We start from the raw sequence: 15388 nt of genomic DNA on the forward strand, positions 1-15388 counted from the left end.
TCCACGGACTTGATATCGCTCTTGATGCGATCGGTCATCGTGACGGCAGGAGTCGATCAGTGATCACCAGCCAACGACCTGGCAGCAGCCTCCAAGGACTCGACCAGATGCAACTCCAGCTCTGGTAGACGACCAGCGATCAGGACCAGTTGCTCGATCCGAGAGCGTGGTTCGGCGTCGCGTTTGGCCGCGGCGCGCGCGGCGTCGGTCCAGGTCTGCGCACAGCGGGCGGCTTTGGTCGCAAGGTCTGTGGTCGCGGCGTCGCCGGTCAGCCGTGCGACCTCTGCGCAGCCGTCGGCGACCAGACGGCGGAACAGACCGCCGCCGGTTCCTGCCTTTTCAATGAACGCGCCAACGCTGAACAGAAGTATTCCGAGTTCGTCGTCCGGGAGTTCTGCCCAGGTCGCGACGTCTGCGGCGAACAGATCAACGGCCTCCAGGCCTTCAGTACCGAGGGCCGCCGTCGTCGGATCGGCGATGCTGTGGGGCGATGGTTCACGCATGTTGGCGGCGGATTGCCTGAACGCCCCTGCGGCGACTTCCTCGAGGGCGGGAAGCGAGCGGGGCCAGGTGATGCGGTAAGTGCAATGGCGGGTGGGTTGCGGGAACGCCGTGGAGGACCGTGCCCGGGCCAACGCTTCGAGCGGAACTTCCTGGACGTCTGCGCGGTCGTTGTCCACGACGAAGGCGAGCTCCCTCTCCTCGTCGTAGCCGATCACCACGATGTCGTGGCGGCTCATCTGCAGTTGGACCCGCAGGTACGGCAGTTCCGCGATGTCGCCCCACACAAGGCTGGGTCGTCCGGCGTCGAGCTCGTCTCGGACCCACGACCACCCCTCCTCGGGATCATCGGTGGTGAGGACCTGCACCTGCCCACCCAGACGTAGCGGTAGATCTACTTCGAACTCGGCGCCGCGCCCGACCAGATACAGCGGGGGAAAGAGGTCGGTCGATCGGAGGTAGGACAGCCCCAGGGCGCCGCCGAGCGCGAACACCAGACCCTCATCGGGCGGTCCGTCCCATCCCAAGCCGTTCCAGTGCAGCAGGTCGCGCATCGCACCCGAACCGCAGTGCCCTCCCATTCGGTGGGGGTAGTTCTGGATCAGGGTTCTTCGGGGCACGGGACGTCCTTCTCGTATTTGCCGGTTGGTTCAGAGATGCGGGGGTTAGCTGTTCCGGATTCGCTCCAGGTAGGCCTGGCGGGCCCCCATGTCGACGTCGTCGAGGAATACCGAGTCCGTGCCAAGGGCGGAGCCGAGCGCGGTGGCAAGTCGTCCGGGCACGAACTTCATTGCTGCGACCATGCCGCCGGCAACGCGGGTGACGCGTACGAACGGACGGGGTTGCTCGATCAGATCGGCCGTCGCCCGCGCGATCTCCTGCGGCTCGGCGTTACGCAGACCCTTCGCCCCGGACGTTCCAGCGACCAGTTCGGTGTTGGTGAAGGTGGGCCGAACGGTTGACAGGCAGACTCCGGACTTGCGGTACTCCTGGCGGGCCGCCTCAGTGAACCCGATGACGGCGAACTTCGTGCCGCAGTAGGTGGCCAAGCCGGGCACGGAGAGCTCGCCGGCCAACGACGCAGTGTTGATGATGTGCCCGGCGCGCCGCGGCAACATCCGCTGGAGGGCCAGCTTGGTTCCGAAGATCACGCCAAGGACGTTGATCTCCACCTGCCGCCGGGTCACGGTGTCCTCCTCCTCGTGCACGTGCCCGGTGGGCATGATGCCCGCGTTGTTGATCAGCACGTCGATGGGACCGAGTTGCGTCTCGACCATGTCGAGGAAGGCCCGAAAGGAGTCGGGATCGGTTACGTCGAGTCGGGCGACGGAGGAGATGCCGAGCTCATCAGCGGCCTCCTTGGCACGGGCCTCGTCGATGTCGCCGATGGCGACGCGGTGGCCGCGTCCGATCAGTTCCTTGGCCGTCTGGTAACCGATACCGCGGGCTCCGCCGGTGATCGCGATCGTCTTGGCGGGAAAGAGTGTGGGGCGAGTCATCTGATGTGCTCCTGGTGCAGGCCCAGGCGTTGACGCAAGCCGCGACCGGCTACCGTGCGCAACACTCTTCGGGCGATGGCCGTACGCCGGGCGGAGTACGGGTACCACGTGAGTTCTCGTGTCAAGACGGGGAATCGCGGCTCGGTCACCGCTTGCACCCGGCAGTACTTGTGGAGCCCGTCGGCTCCCCCGAGCCGCGCGCCCGTCCCCGACGACTTCCACCCGCTGTGCGGCAGCGTCATCGCGAACAGGTTGCTGAAGACGTCGTTGATGTTGACCGCTCCAGCATCCAGGCGTCGTGCGATGCGCTGGGCCCGAGCGTGGTCACGAGTCCAGACCGTGGCCGACAATCCGTACGGCGAATCGTTGGCCAGTCGGATGGCTTCGTCTTCGTCGGCGACGCGCATCACGGGGATCGTGGGGCCGAAGGTCTCTTCGGTCATGCACGCCATCGTGTGATCGACATCGATCAGGACTGTGGGCAAGTAGTAGTTCCCGGCCTCGCCTCGTCGTCCGCCGGCCACTGCGTTCGCGCCGGACGCTACCGCCTCGCTGACGTGGCGATCGGTGATCTCGACCTGCCTTGCGGTGACCATGGCACCGACATCGTCGCGCGCGCCCACCCCCTGGGTCAGCGACTGCACGCGCTCGGTCAGCCGAGCCACGAACTCCTCGTACACCTGGGCAACCACATAGACGCGCTCGACGGAAATGCAGACCTGCCCTGCATTGAACAAGCCACCCCAGGCGATGCCCTCGGCCGCACGGGCGAGGTCGGCGTCTTCCAGGACGATTGCTGGATCCTTGCCGCCAAGTTCGAGACTCACCGGCTTCAACTGCTCAGCGCAACGAAGTGCGACCGCACGCCCTGTCACTGTCGAGCCTGTGAACTGGACGAAGTCAGCGGCATCCACGACGGCGGAGCCAGTGTCGCTGGCCCCCGTGACATGTGCCAGAACGGGCGGGGCGCCGATCTCGTGCCAGCCTTCGATGACCCGTGCGCAGGTCAGTGGTGTCTCTTCCGAGGACTTCACCAGGACCGCGCACCCGGCAGCCAGCGCGGGAGCTGCGTCCATGAGAAAGAGAGTGATCGGGAAGTTCCAGGGGGTGATCAGGCCGACGAGAGGATGGGGCCGGTAGGTCTTGGAAAGTCGCTTCGGCAGGCTCAGCAGTCCCGCGGACCTGACCCTTTCGTCGGCGAGAAAGTCCTCGGCGTGGTTGGCGTAGTAGGTGATGAATTCGCAGGACGCGGTCGTCTCCACGAGGGCGTCAGGACGCACCTTGCCGGTCTCGGCCTGAAGCAGGTCGGTGAGCTCGTCGGTATGAGCAAGGATCCAGTCCCGCCACTGGTGCAACCATTGTGAACGCTGCCGTGGACCATCCTCGGCCCAGGTAACTTGGGCGAGGCGAAGCTCGGTAGCGATGCGCGTCACGGCGTCACGATCATCTACGGAGATGGTCTCCACCAACCGGCCGTCGGCTGGGTTGCGCACCTCAAGCATGGTCGCTGTGGTTGTTGGGCTCATCGGTCCTCCTGTGGGTGCGCAGACCCGGGTGAAGCGTCAGTTTGGATCTGGCTCGTCGACTTGATGGTGAAAGCGTCGCCAACCGCAGGCGCGGAGGAATCCACCATCGAGCCATAGGTGTGGCGAAGCTCGCTCAGGATCTCGGCCAAGGGCAGGTCGTCGAAGAGGCCACGCTCGTGGACGTACTCCATGTGCTGGATTCCGTCTGCCGTGAAGGCGTGCATGAGTGCGTGGTGCTCACCGTCGAACTCCACCGGAGGAACACCGAAACGAGCACACAGCTCGACGTTGAACGCCGGCGTCGCCTTGAGCCACCTGCCGTCGATGTGGAGACTGCTGTATCCGTGGTAAACGAACAGGTCCGTGCCGCCCATGAGTGTTCGCAGGGTCTGGGTTTGCAGATGGTTGCGGACATCGGCGAAACCCAAACGCGCCGGAATGCCTGCCGCGCGGCACACCGCAGTGAGCAGCACGGCTTTCGGGACGCAGTAGGCGCGACCGGCCTGGAGCACGAAGCTCGCGCGGTAGTGCGCAGGGTCGGCCGACACCGTGTAGGGGTCGTACCAGACCCGGTCGCGGACGGCGGCGAACAGTCGTCTCGCTTTCTCGGTGTCGGTCCTCGCGTCACCGACCGTGGCCGCGGTGAAGTCGCGGACGTCCTCGTGCTCGAAGTCGAGAAATTCCGTCGGCTCCAGGTGGGACGCAAGGATCTGACTCATCGGCGCTCCAGGGTGATCGGCAACCCGTCGACGGGAATCGGTAGTGAGGTGTTGTCCCATCTGACTTCGTAGCCGTCGGGGACCGTCCAGCTGTAGGTGCGCAGCATCTGGTGCAGGATGGCCTTGACCTCCAGGGTCCCGAAGTGGAGACCAATGCACTTGTGCACCCCGCCACCGAACGGGATCCACCCGAAGCGGTGGTGCTGGTCTTCCCGACGCGGCTCACTGAAGCGTCCAGGGTCGAATTTGTCGGGGTCGGTCCAGCATGTCTCGTCGAAGTGATTGGCGGCCGGAGCGATGGCAACCAGCGTGTCTGCTGGAATGTGGCTCCCGGCAATCTCGACGTCCTCGACGGTCTTGCGCATGACGATCGGCACTGGCGCCACCAGGCGCAGCGTTTCCTTGATCACCAGATCGAGAGTCGCCAGCGACTCCAGGTCGACGATGTTCGGGGTCCGGTCGCCGAGTCGGTCGGACTCGGCCCTGGCCTGCTCCTGCCACCCCGGGTGCTTGGCGAGGAAGTAGGCGGCCGCCGCAGTGGTGATGGTCGAGGTGTCGTGGGCGGCCATCATCAAGAAGATCATGTGGTTGATGACGTCCTCATCGGTGAAGGCGTCCCCTTCGGCGGTCTGCGCATGGCACAGTCCCGCGAACAGGTCGCCGCCCTGACCCTCGCGGGCAGCAGGCAGATGTTGTGCGAAGTAGGCCTCCAGCACCGCTCGCCCACGCACACCAGCTCGCCAGCGTGTCCCGGGCAGCGGTATCCGCACGATCGAGCTGGCTGCCCGTACGGTCGACACGAAGGCGTCGTTGATCGCATCGGTGTCCTGGTTCCCGCCGCGCCCCGCCATGAAGACGTCCGTGGCAACGTCGAGAGTCAGGCTCTTGAGCAGGGGGTAGAGCCGGTTGGACGTGCCGGCGGTCCAGCCTTGGATGTTCGCCTCGACGGTCGGTCCGAGTTGGTCGACGTATCCGGCAAGCCGGTCACGGGTGAACGCCTCCTGCATGATGCGTCGATGCATCTTGTGTTCGTCGAAGCTCATCAGCATCAGGCCACGGTGGAAGAACGCGTCGATGAGATAGGTCCAACCGTCCTGGGAAAAGGACCTCGCTTTGGTGGTCAGTGCTTCTTGTGTGGCGTCGGGGCCGGCCACCGCCACCACCTTGGTGCCGAACGCCCCCATCCAGGACACCGGACCGAAGCGCCTGTATCGGGCACGCGTGAAGTCCGACCCGAAGCGGATGTAGTCGACGGTGTGTCCGAGGAGAGGGAGTCCGGCGGTCCCTCGGACGGGCTTGAGTCCGGAGCCTTCCGGAACTGGGGCGAGCTCGTGGACCGGCCACCGGTCGCTGGCCTCGCGCAGGGCCGCGTCCCATCTACTCGGTAGCGACGCCAGGAGCAACGACGAGAGCCGGTCGCGCCTCTTCGTGATTGCTCGTGGGAGGAGGTTCGTCACTTGATGTCCTGTCTATGAGCGTTCCCGGTGGTCAGCAACGGAGGCGTACTACGCCGCTCGGCCTACCCGCGTATGTCGGTCAGATCTGGGACAACCAGCTCCGCCCGTCCCAGCAGCGGAGCACCTTGCGCCAGGAGCCGCTTGGTCAACATGAAGTCACGGGGACGGTTCACGCAGTCCGCGGCGATCAGCACACCGTGGCGGAGGTAGAAGCAGGTGAAGTCGCGGTCTTGACGGGGATCACCGCTGAGCACGACTTCGTCGTAGCCGGTGTTGAGTCCGGCGATCTGGAGCTTGACGTCGTACTGATCTGACCAGAACCACGGAAGCGCAGTGATTTCTTTGGCCTTCCCGCAGAGGGTGGCGGCGGCCACCTTGGCTTGCTCCCCCGCGCTCGGTACGCACTCGAGACGAACTCGACGACCGTGACTGGCCATGGTGCGGCTCGTGCAATCGCCGGCCGCAACGATGCCGGGGTCGCTCGTGCGGGCTCGATCGTCAATCGCGATGCCGTTGTCGACAACCAGTCCTGATGCCGAGGCGAGTTCGGTGTTCGGCTCAACACCGATGCCCACGATGACGAAGTCAGCAGGAATTGATTCGCCGCTCGACAGGAACACTTCGCGGACCTGGGTGTCCCCGGCGATGGCCTCGACAAGTGCATTCGTCCGAATGGAGACGCCCGCATCTCGGTGGATCCGCTCGAAGAATGCTGAGACCTCGGGGGCCGTCACTCGTTCGAGGACACGCCCGGTCGCCTCGAGCACCGTGACATCGAGCCCCAACGCGCGCAACGACGCGGCTGTCTCCAGCCCGACGTAGCCCCCACCGACGATGACGGCTCGCCGTCCGGGCGAGGCGGCTCCACGGATCAGCTCGACGTCCTTGGCGGTGCGCAGGTAGTAGACACCGCCAAGTAGGGCGCCCGGCACGAGAAGTCGTCGCGGCCGAGCACCGGTGCACAGGGCAAGCTTGTCGTAGCCCAGCGACTCGCCGTTGCCCAGCACCAGGTGACCAGCGGTGCGGTCGATCGACTTGATCGTTGCATCCAGAAGCTGGATCTCCTGCTTGGCGTAGAACGCTGCGCTACGGATCGCCAGATCCTCAAGGGTGCTCTTGCCCGCCAGCAGGGCCTTCGACAGGGGCGGGCGTTGGTAGGGCAGCGCCGACTCATCGCCCACCAGGACGACCTCCCCGGTCCACCCCTCCTGGCGCAGACTCGCCGCGAGCTGCGCGCCGGCATGGCTTGCGCCGACGATCACCGCTCGCTGCCCGGTCATGCGCCGGCCTTCGGGGTGAGACGGACCATCAACTCACTGATGCCACGTACGAAGTTTGACTGCACGTACTCCGGCTCGCCCACCACCTCGATCTCCTCGAAGCGCGGAAGCAATTCCTCCCACAGGACCCGCAACTGCAGCTCGGCCAGCCGGTTCCCCATGCAGCGGTGGACGCCGAACCCGAAGGAGATGTGGTTGCGCGCGTTGGCACGGTCGATGATCAGCTCATCAGGCCGATCGAAGACGGCGGCGTCGCGGTTGCCCGAGGCGTACCACATCACGACCTTGTCGCCCTCACGGATGAACTGGCCGTTCAGGATGGTGTCGACCTTGGCGATCCGGCGCATGTAGGCGAGCGGAGTCTGCCAACGGATGACCTCCGAGACCATGTTGGGGATAAGGTCAGGGTTGGCCTTCAGCTTCTCGAACTGATCCGGGAACTGGTTGAGCGCAAGGACACCACCACTCATCGAGTTGCGGGTCGTGTCGTTGCCTCCGACGATCAGCAACACCAGGTTTCCGAGGAACTCCATCGGGCGGTCGATGAGGTCCTTGGTGTTCTCGTTGCTCTGCAACATGGTGATCAGGTCGAAGCCGGGTTCCTCCCCGGCAGCAGTCCGGGCGGCCTTGTCGTGCCAGAGGGCGCTCAGACCTCCCGCCATGTCACGCATGCCACGGAAGACCTCATCGTTGTCCGAGGGACCACCGTTGGCTTGCTCCATCGAGGACGCAAGATCTGACCAGTAGACGAGCTTGTCACGCTGCTCGTAGGGGAAGTCCAGCAACGTGGCCAGCATGCGCGCAGTCAACTCGACCGAGACGCGCTGCACCCAGTTGAACGGCTCACCCACCGGGAGTTCGTCCAGCACCTCGCGAACGCGCTCTCTGATGAGCCCCTCCATCTCGCGCAGATTCTTCGGTGCGACGACGCCTTGGACCGCCTGCCGCTGCAGGTCGTGCCGCGGCGGATCCATCGCGATGAACATCTCGATGTCGAGGAACCGTGGTGGCACGCCGATGACGATCAGGGGTTCGGCAGAGAACGAGTCATGGTCCTTGTCGACCGCGATGATGTCGGCGTGCCGGGTGACAGACCAGAACGGGCCGAAGGGACTGTTGGGCTGGTAGTGCACGGGGGCTTCGGTGCGCAGACGCTCGAAGTAGGACTTCCAGCGACCCTGCCGGTACATGAACGGATTGCTCATGTCGATGTCGGCGAGGTCGATCTCCTCGACCGGCGGGATGGGGCGCTCGACAAACATCTTCTTGCCATTGGTCCCCGTGACCCACCTCCTGGTCTTGTCGTAGAGATGTGCGCCCTGAATCTGCCGCTCCATCGGGATGGTTGCCTGGACCTTGGCGGTGACCGCCTCAGGAATTTTCATCACTTCTGCCCGTTCTCGCTGGTCACATCTGGAATTCGGGGAGTCGGACGGTCAGCCCGTCCCATGCGTCACAGACCGCCATTTGGCACGACAGTCGGGAGGTCGGTTCACGCTCGGGGTTCATCGCGAGCATCTGCTCCTCATCGGGGCCGGAGAGCCCGACCCGCTCGGACCACTGAGGGTCGACAATGACGTGACAGGTTCCGCAGGCAGCTTCCCCACCGCAGTCGCCGTCGACGCCGGGCACCGCGTTGTTGGTCGCGACCTGCATCAACGACTGCCCCGCGTCCAAGGACGCCGTGTGCGTCTCGCCGTCGTGCGACACGAACATCACCACTGCCATGATCAACTCCTGATGCGTCGTAGGGAGGGCACAAGGCCTTGGGTCAACTCTTGCCGCGGACGCCGGTCGTGGCTATGTTCGCCCGGGCCAGTTAGTTGTGAGTTCGGCTCAGGGAAGCGGGTTCGATGAACCTCAATGAAGCGGGAGTGCCCTACACGGCATTCGCGCAGCTGCTCGAGAGCCAGGCACTTGGAGCGGGCGCTGTGGCACGGTTCCGCGCCATCATGGCCCGTGAGGGCGTCACCGAGGCGACCTTGCTGCAGCACGACGGGCAGATCCCAGTGCGGTGGTTCCGGGAGGTCTACCCCACGCTCGATGCCCACCACGCCACCGAACTCGGCCACACGTTCGCAGAACAGGCTCAACTGACCTCGTTCGGCCCTTTGAGTCTCCCCTTGATCAGCGCAGGATCCGTGGCCGAGATCATGGAACTTCTCACCTACCTGCCCTTGATCACGACAGCCGTCACCACACGGTTCCACCCGAACGACGAGGGCCTCACAGTCGGGCTCACGGGTCATATCGGCGATCCGGATCTGGATTGTCTGCTCGTTACCTACTGCGGCTCGGCACTGCGGAGATTGATCCAGATGCTCGTCGGCGACGGGTCGACCGTCAGACTGCACACCAGTTGGCCAGCGCCCGCGTCCGTGACTCAGCACGAAGCCTCACTGGACGGGCACCTGGTCTTCAAGTCTCCGATGACATTCCTCCACGTGCCCACGGAGACGCTGAATGAGGTCTGTCGGTTCTCCGACCCGGTTGCATATCGCCTCGCGATTGCCGATCTCCGGGAGTCCCTCGAGCACAGGATCGGGCCGACGTCCTACTCGAGCAGGGTACGGATCTCCCTGGACGAGGCTCTTGAACTGAAGACGTGCCAGACGGTCGCCGATGAGCTGTCGATGTCTGCCAGCACCCTCAAGCGGCGCCTCCAGGAAGAGGGCACCACATTCCGCGACCTGCTCGAGACGTCATTGCTGGAGCGCGCCACGCTACGCCTGCTCGACCGATCCATGTCGATCAGCGAGATCGCGGTCGAGCTCGGGTACAGCGACCTCACCAACTTCTCGCACGCCTTCAAGAGGTGGACTGGTCAGTCTCCGAGGCAGTTTCGAGAATCCAGTCACAGTTGGTAGCTGAGACCTTCCGGACGGGCACGCTGATGTCGAACACGGCAGCGGCGGGGAAGGTCGGTTCATTGCGGTTGGCGGTGCCGATCGCTGCCATCGGTCAGGACGGTCGTCCCGGACCCTTGAAGTGCTCGAAGTCAACGGTGACGAAGAGGGCACCCGACCTCGCGACCAAGGCACCGTCGGAGGCCTGGAGGGTGGCGGCCATGTGAATCTTGCGTCCAGCACGTTCCGCGATGCTGGCTTGAAGCGTGTATTCGAGGCCCAGCAGCACCGGGCTCAGGTACTCGACGTCGAGCTTGCGGGTAACGGCGAGGTCTCCGATGGAGTACAGCAGGAATCCGAAGAGATCGTCGAAGACAGTGGCCACTGCGCCACCGTGCGCGATGCCGGGTGCACCCACGTGGCGAGCGTCAAAGGTGTGGGTGGCAACCACCGTGTCGGGGGCGTTGCGGGTCACGACCAGGTGGTGGCCATGTGGGTTCTCCGCGCCGCACCCGAGACAGTGGCTGTGGTGCGATGGCAGGGTCGCCCCGACTCCGCGGGAGACGTCTGGGTCTTGTCGCCATCCGGCGAGCAGGTGGTCGAAGGTGTTCTCACCCATTACGCGTGGGTCTCATCGAATGTGCGTGGCGCCAGTCCGTCGAAGAGGAGTCGCGCTACGGCGTCGGCGATGCTTTCCATCGGCCGTTGACTTCCGACCACTGCCTCCATCAACCCAGCGACCGTGACCGCGCCGAAGATCATGACCGCGTCGGACATCGTGTCCTCCGACGGCAGCAGCGAACCGTCGTCGGCGCCGTCACGGAGCAGCTGTTCGACGGGTTGGTAGAAGGCTGCACTGAGGGCACCGGCGAGTTGAGGGAGGCGGGTTGCGCGACCGAGATCGCCGACCAGGGCTCGGCACGAAGCCGGGTTCTGGAGCATCACGCTCAGCTGGGCACGGATCACTCGCGTCAGGCGTTCCCGCGCGGTCCCTTGACTCTCGACCGCGACACCGACCTCAGCTGCGATGGCCGTCAGCAGGTCGTTGAGCAGGAACGCGAGAATTTCGGCCTTCCCTCTGAAGTGGTAGTAGAGCGTGGAGACGGGTATCCCGGTGACTTCTGCGATGTCCTCGATCTTGGTGTCGTCCAGTCCTCGCTCCGCGATCAGTTCCGAGGCTGCGTAGATCTTGCTGGCTAGTTGTACCGGCAGTGGCTTCATCGGTCCTCCCATGACGCGATCATCCTATGTTTTTGCAGAATTTTGTGTTGGAATCGGATTCCAACATTAGATGCCAAGGAGATCGGCCCATGCCAGCGCCTGTTCGCGGGAACCCGGTCACGTGGCTGTCGAGCACGGCCCTGAAGTTCCCTGCGCTCACTGTCGCCATCTGGCTGGCACTGAGTGCAGTTCTGGTCGTCGTTCCGCCGAGCCTTGAAGACGTTGTCGAACGAGGCACGACCGCATTCCTGCCTGACGGGGCGCCGAGCGTGCGTGGCCTGGACGCGATGGGTTCTGCGTTCGGCACGGGAAAGGCGGAGGCCTACGCGTTCATCGTCCTGGTCAACGACGACGGGCTGAGCAAGGCCGACGGGGCCACCTATCGGCGTCTCGTGGCCGGGCTCGATGCCCATCCGGATGAGGTGGTCGAGGTCCAGGACTATCTGGAGCAACCTCAGTTGCGGACTGTGTTGACCAGCAAGGACGGCCGCGCCACCTACATCCCAGTCGGGTTGAAGGCCCCTATCGGGTCGCCGCGGTCGAACGAGGATGTGGCGCTCCTACGCGGCATTGTCGATGACGCGGGCACTGCCCCGGGCACGAAGGTCCACATCACGGGCGACCCGGCGACGGTGGCTGACCTGACCACGGCGGTCGAGGAGGCCTCGGACAGGATCCACCTCATCAGCGTCGGCTTGCTGGTGCTGATCCTGGCGCTGATCTATCGGCGACTGGTCACCGTGAGGATTCCGCTGGTCACTATCGGGGTGGCCCTGGTCTGCACACGGGGCGTGCTGTCGATCCTCGGTGAGTCGGGGCTCGCACTGTCGTCGTACACCTCGGCGTTCGTGATGGCCATCGTGCTCGGTGCTGGCACTGACTACTCGGTGTTCCTGATCAGCCGGTTCCGGGACGAGTACCGTGACACCGGCCAGGTGGCGACGGCGATCCAGACGGCCACGACGCGGATCGGGACCGCGCTGGTCGCCTCCGCTGCCACGGTGATTCTGGGCGCGAGCACGTTGATCGCGGCCAAGCTCGGCATCTTCTCCACCACCGGTCCGGGGATGGCGATCGCGGTCGCAGTGTCCCTGGCGGCCACCCTCACCCTCACTCCCGTCCTCATTGCCTGGACCGGCACCCGGATCGGACCTGCGCCGGCGATCCGCCCCGAGTCCCTGTGGAGCAGGGTCGGCACGCTCGTCGCAGCACGACCCGCTCGGGTGCTCGTCGGCAGTGTCCTGTTCCTGGGAATCCTGGCAGCGTTCCTGCCCACGATGACGCTGTCGTTCAACACCCGGGCAGCTCAGCCCTCAGACACGCCGAGCAACATCGGAAACGCTGCACTGACCAAGCACTTCGCACCCAACGAGACTCTGCCCGACTACATCTTGGTCACGGCGCAACGCGACATGCGCAACCCGAAGGACCTGGCCAGCCTCAACACCCTGAGCCGTGCCATCGCCAAGGTCCCGGGGGTGACCTCGGTACGCAGCATCACCCAGCCCAGCGGCGAGCCGTTGTCGCAAGCACAGATCAGCAAGCAGCTCACCACCCTGGCAAAGCAGTTGAACAAGGCGGACCGCAAGCTCACCAAGGCACAACCCGGCCTGATCGAACTCAGCGACGGAGCCGCCGAGCTGGACCGAGGCGCCAACAAGTTGGCCGACGGCAGCGTGCAGGCCGTGGACGGCGTCGACCAGTTCGTCACCGGCCTGACCGAACTCAACGAAGGGCTGGAGACTGCCGCAGACAACACCGATACCGCTGCGTCTGGCGCAGGCGACCTCGCCGAGGGCGCACTCCAGCTCGCCCGTGGGCTTCAGAGCGCGCATGACAAGGCCACCCTCGGGGTCGAGGGACTCAAGGCGATCGAGCAGGCGCTTGCCAAGGACCTCCTGTGCGGTGTCGACCCGGTCTGCAATAAGGCGAGAAAGGGACTCAAGCAGATCGTCGATGCCCAGGACGAACAGCTCCTCGGCGGCCTCCAGGAAGCTGCTGACGCCGCCCTGAGCATCGCGAATGGACAAAGCACCCTCGCCGACGGACTCCGCAAGCTCCACGGCGGCCTGGTCCGCGCAGAGAAGGGCAGCGGACAACTCGCCGACGGGCAGAAGGTCTTCCGGACCAAGCTCCTCCAACTCGCGACAGGGACCGAAGAGCTCGCCGCAGGAACCAGTGCGCTGAGCCCGGGCATCAATCAGCTCGCAGACGAGACCTCCCGACTCACCGACGGACTCGACCAGGCAGGCACCTACCTCTCCGACGTGGGCGCACAAGCCAACACTGCGGATGCCGGCGGGTTCTACCTCCCCGCCAGCGCGCTCGAGAACCGGGACTTCGCGCTGGCCCGCACAACGTTCCTCAGCGCCGACGGTCGGGTCGCCCGGATCCAGATCAGCGGCGAGACCGACCCGCTCAGCGTCGATGGCGTCGACCGCTACACCGTCACCCGCGATGCCGCAGCACGAGCCATCCGCGGCACGACCCTGGCTGACGCCGACCTGCTCGCGACAGGAGCCGGCGGGCTGGGAGCAGACCTCCAGGACTACCTCGACCACGACACCCGTTTCGTGGTCGGACTGGTCCTTCTCATCGTGTTACTCATCCTGATCCTCACCCTCAGGTCACTGATCGCTCCCGTCTACCTGCTGGCCTCGGTGATCTTGTCCTGCGGCGCGGCACTCGGCCTGACCACCTTGTTCTGGCAACACCTCATGGGGCAGAACATCGAGTTCAACGTGCCCGTCATCACGTTCGTCCTCTTGGTCGCCGTCGGCGCCGACTACAACATCCTGCTGATGAGCCGGATGCGAGAAGGAGGCCTGAGCCTCAGCCGACGCGACGTTGCTGATGCCGTCACCGCCACCGGCCCCGTCATCACCTCGGCCGGCGTCATCTTCGCCAGTGCCTTCGTCGCGCTGATCGGCTCGTCCGTGCACGGACTGGCTCAAACCGGATTCGCCGTCGCAGTCGGACTCCTCCTCGACACATTCGTTGTCCGCACCCTCGTTGTCCCCGCGTGCGCCGCCCTGCTCGAGGAGCACAACTGGTGGCCCACGCGACCCGGCACTGGTGAGGCCAGCGAGTCCGCGTGATCGCCGATCGAGAGCAGAAGGGACACCTCAGGATGAGCCAACCCGTCAGGATCTACGACCCGTTCGACCCACAGGTCCAACAGGACCCGTACCCGGTCTACGAGCAGTTGCGAGACGAGGCCCCGGCGTACTGGGCCGAGGACGCCAACACTTGGGTCCTGAGCCGTTACGACGACGTCTCCGCGGCTCTCGCCGCTCCAGAGACCTTCTCTTCGGCCAAGGGGATCTTCCCGTCGCCACCCGGCGTCGATCAGTCGGACCTCTTCCTACCGATGCTGATCATGACCGACCCACCACGGCACGCCCAGCTGCGCGCCCTCGTCAGTCGGGCCTTCACGCCGCGACGCATTGCTTCGATGGAGACCTCAATCCGGCAGACCACTGACCACCTTCTCGGGCAGATCAACCCGGGCCCATGGGACTTCGTCTCCGATTTCGCGGGACCCTTGCCTGCGATCGTGATCGCCGAACTGGTCGGGGTTCCCGCCGACGACCGCGAACAGTTCCGGGCATGGTCATCGACCCTCGTGCAAGCGAACCCGATCCACGGAGCGCGCGATGGTCTTGCCGCAGCCGCGTCGCTCTACGAGTACTTCGCCGGCTTCCTCGCCGAAAGACGCCGCACACCCAGGAGAGACCTGATCTCCGATCTGGTCCATGCCGAGGTCGAGGGCGAAAGACTCACTGACGACGAGGTGTTGGGGTTCTGCCTGCTGCTCCTGGTGGCCGGCCACGAGACCACGACGAACCTCCTTGCCAACAGCATGGCCATCCTCACAACCCGTCCCCAGGACCGAGCCCGGATGGCACACGAGCCTGCGGTCCTGGCCTCGGCAATCGAAGAACTGCTGCGCTACGACTCCCCCGTTCAAGGACTCTCGCGGACCCTGACCCGTGACATCACCCTCCACGGCGAGACGCTCCACTCCGGGCAGACAGCCCTGCTCCTCTTCGGCTCCGCCAACCGTGATCATCGAGCGTTCGCCAACCCCGACGAGTTCCAGGTCGAACGCGAGCCGGGACGCCAAGTCGCCTTCGGGCGAGGACCTCACTTCTGCCTCGGAGCCGCCCTCGCCCGCATGGAGACACGGATCGCTCTTCACGCCTTGCTCAACCACACGTCCTTCAAGTGGTTCGCCGATTTACCCGCCGCCAAACGACTTCACTCCGGCCCCATCCGCGGCTACGCATCACTTCCCGTGCAGTAACGGACCCAATCAACGACAGCGAAGGAGGTACCG

Annotated in this window: 12 protein-coding genes and 1 pseudogene; 3 read left to right on the forward strand and 10 right to left on the reverse strand. The window is 65.0% G+C overall.

What is annotated here, in order from left to right; genetic code table 11:
* Positions 1 to 56: 56 nt before the first annotated feature.
* The 8 genes and pseudogenes from E9934_RS10535 to E9934_RS10570 form a co-directional block, all read right to left on the reverse strand.
* A complete protein-coding gene (locus E9934_RS10535) occupies positions 57 to 1082 on the reverse strand; it encodes a BtrH N-terminal domain-containing protein (protein ID WP_200958932.1) in 1026 nt (341 codons plus the stop codon).
* 84 nt (positions 1083 to 1166) lie between these two features.
* Complete coding sequence (locus tag E9934_RS10540) at positions 1167 to 2000, reverse strand: SDR family oxidoreductase (RefSeq protein WP_110205675.1); 834 nt, start codon at positions 1998 to 2000, stop codon at positions 1167 to 1169.
* The gene (locus E9934_RS10545) at positions 1997 to 3502 is read right to left on the reverse strand and encodes an aldehyde dehydrogenase family protein (protein ID WP_238694884.1); all 1506 of its coding nucleotides are present in this window, start codon (positions 3500 to 3502) and stop codon (positions 1997 to 1999) included. Before E9934_RS10545 ends, E9934_RS10540 begins: the two co-directional genes overlap by 4 nt.
* 20 nt (positions 3503 to 3522) lie before the next feature.
* Positions 3523 to 4245, reverse strand: coding sequence for a transglutaminase-like domain-containing protein (locus E9934_RS10550; RefSeq protein ID WP_136562845.1), 723 nt, complete (start codon positions 4243 to 4245; stop codon positions 3523 to 3525).
* Complete coding sequence (locus E9934_RS10555; RefSeq protein WP_374587354.1) at positions 4242 to 5642, reverse strand: cytochrome P450; 1401 nt, start codon at positions 5640 to 5642, stop codon at positions 4242 to 4244. The genes E9934_RS10550 and E9934_RS10555 overlap by 4 nt, the downstream gene beginning before the upstream one ends.
* Before the next feature lie 122 nt (positions 5643 to 5764).
* Entirely contained in the window at positions 5765 to 6982 is a 1218-nt protein-coding gene (locus tag E9934_RS10560) for an NAD(P)/FAD-dependent oxidoreductase (protein ID WP_056756823.1), read from the reverse strand.
* A gap of 11 nt (positions 6983 to 6993) precedes the next feature.
* Positions 6994 to 8367: pseudogene (locus E9934_RS10565) on the reverse strand (cytochrome P450); the annotation flags it as partial.
* 22 nt (positions 8368 to 8389) lie between these two features.
* Positions 8390 to 8710 (reverse strand): 2Fe-2S iron-sulfur cluster-binding protein, encoded by a 321-nt coding sequence (locus E9934_RS10570; protein WP_056756828.1) that lies wholly within the window; start codon positions 8708 to 8710, stop codon positions 8390 to 8392.
* A 125-nt stretch (positions 8711 to 8835) separates the two neighbouring features.
* On the opposite strand from E9934_RS10570, the gene E9934_RS10575 reads away from it, so the two are divergent.
* On the forward strand, positions 8836 to 9849 hold the full coding sequence (locus E9934_RS10575) for a helix-turn-helix transcriptional regulator (protein ID WP_056756829.1): 1014 nt from the start codon (positions 8836 to 8838) through the stop codon (positions 9847 to 9849).
* 94 nt (positions 9850 to 9943) lie between these two features.
* Here the strand turns inward: E9934_RS10575 and E9934_RS10580 are convergent, their stop codons facing one another.
* Entirely contained in the window at positions 9944 to 10303 is a 360-nt protein-coding gene (locus tag E9934_RS10580; RefSeq protein WP_235536120.1) for a PaaI family thioesterase, read from the reverse strand.
* Between the two features lie 143 nt (positions 10304 to 10446).
* On the reverse strand, positions 10447 to 11061 hold the full coding sequence (locus E9934_RS10585) for a TetR/AcrR family transcriptional regulator (RefSeq protein ID WP_238694885.1): 615 nt from the start codon (positions 11059 to 11061) through the stop codon (positions 10447 to 10449).
* Positions 11062 to 11138: 77 nt separating this feature from the next.
* On the opposite strand from E9934_RS10585, the gene E9934_RS10590 reads away from it, so the two are divergent.
* Together E9934_RS10590 and E9934_RS10595 are read left to right on the forward strand one after the other, a co-directional pair.
* Positions 11139 to 14147, forward strand: a complete 3009-nt coding sequence (locus E9934_RS10590) for an MMPL family transporter (RefSeq protein WP_158294980.1) — start codon at positions 11139 to 11141, stop codon at positions 14145 to 14147.
* On the forward strand, positions 14144 to 15355 hold the full coding sequence (locus E9934_RS10595) for a cytochrome P450 (protein WP_235536121.1): 1212 nt from the start codon (positions 14144 to 14146) through the stop codon (positions 15353 to 15355). Before E9934_RS10590 ends, E9934_RS10595 begins: the two co-directional genes overlap by 4 nt.
* Positions 15356 to 15388 lie beyond the last annotated feature (33 nt).

It is taken from the genome of Nocardioides caeni (assembly GCF_004912195.1).
Classification (GTDB): domain Bacteria; phylum Actinomycetota; class Actinomycetes; order Propionibacteriales; family Nocardioidaceae; genus Nocardioides; species Nocardioides caeni.

Excerpts from the sequence above, each read along its gene's own strand:
- E9934_RS10535 (WP_200958932.1), bottom strand. The coding sequence starts at position 1,082 with ATGGGAGGGCACTGCGGTTCGGGTGCGATGCGCGACCTGCTGCACTGG.
- E9934_RS10540 (WP_110205675.1), bottom strand. The coding sequence starts at position 2,000 with ATGACTCGCCCCACACTCTTTCCCGCCAAGACGATCGCGATCACCGGC.
- E9934_RS10545 (WP_238694884.1), bottom strand. The coding sequence starts at position 3,502 with ATGCTTGAGGTGCGCAACCCAGCCGACGGCCGGTTGGTGGAGACCATC.
- E9934_RS10550 (WP_136562845.1), bottom strand. The coding sequence starts at position 4,245 with ATGAGTCAGATCCTTGCGTCCCACCTGGAGCCGACGGAATTTCTCGAC.
- E9934_RS10560 (WP_056756823.1), bottom strand. The coding sequence starts at position 6,982 with ATGACCGGGCAGCGAGCGGTGATCGTCGGCGCAAGCCATGCCGGCGCG.
- E9934_RS10570 (WP_056756828.1), bottom strand. The coding sequence starts at position 8,710 with ATGGCAGTGGTGATGTTCGTGTCGCACGACGGCGAGACGCACACGGCG.
- E9934_RS10575 (WP_056756829.1), top strand. The coding sequence starts at position 8,836 with ATGAACCTCAATGAAGCGGGAGTGCCCTACACGGCATTCGCGCAGCTG.
- E9934_RS10585 (WP_238694885.1), bottom strand. The coding sequence starts at position 11,061 with ATGGGAGGACCGATGAAGCCACTGCCGGTACAACTAGCCAGCAAGATC.
- E9934_RS10590 (WP_158294980.1), top strand. The coding sequence starts at position 11,139 with ATGCCAGCGCCTGTTCGCGGGAACCCGGTCACGTGGCTGTCGAGCACG.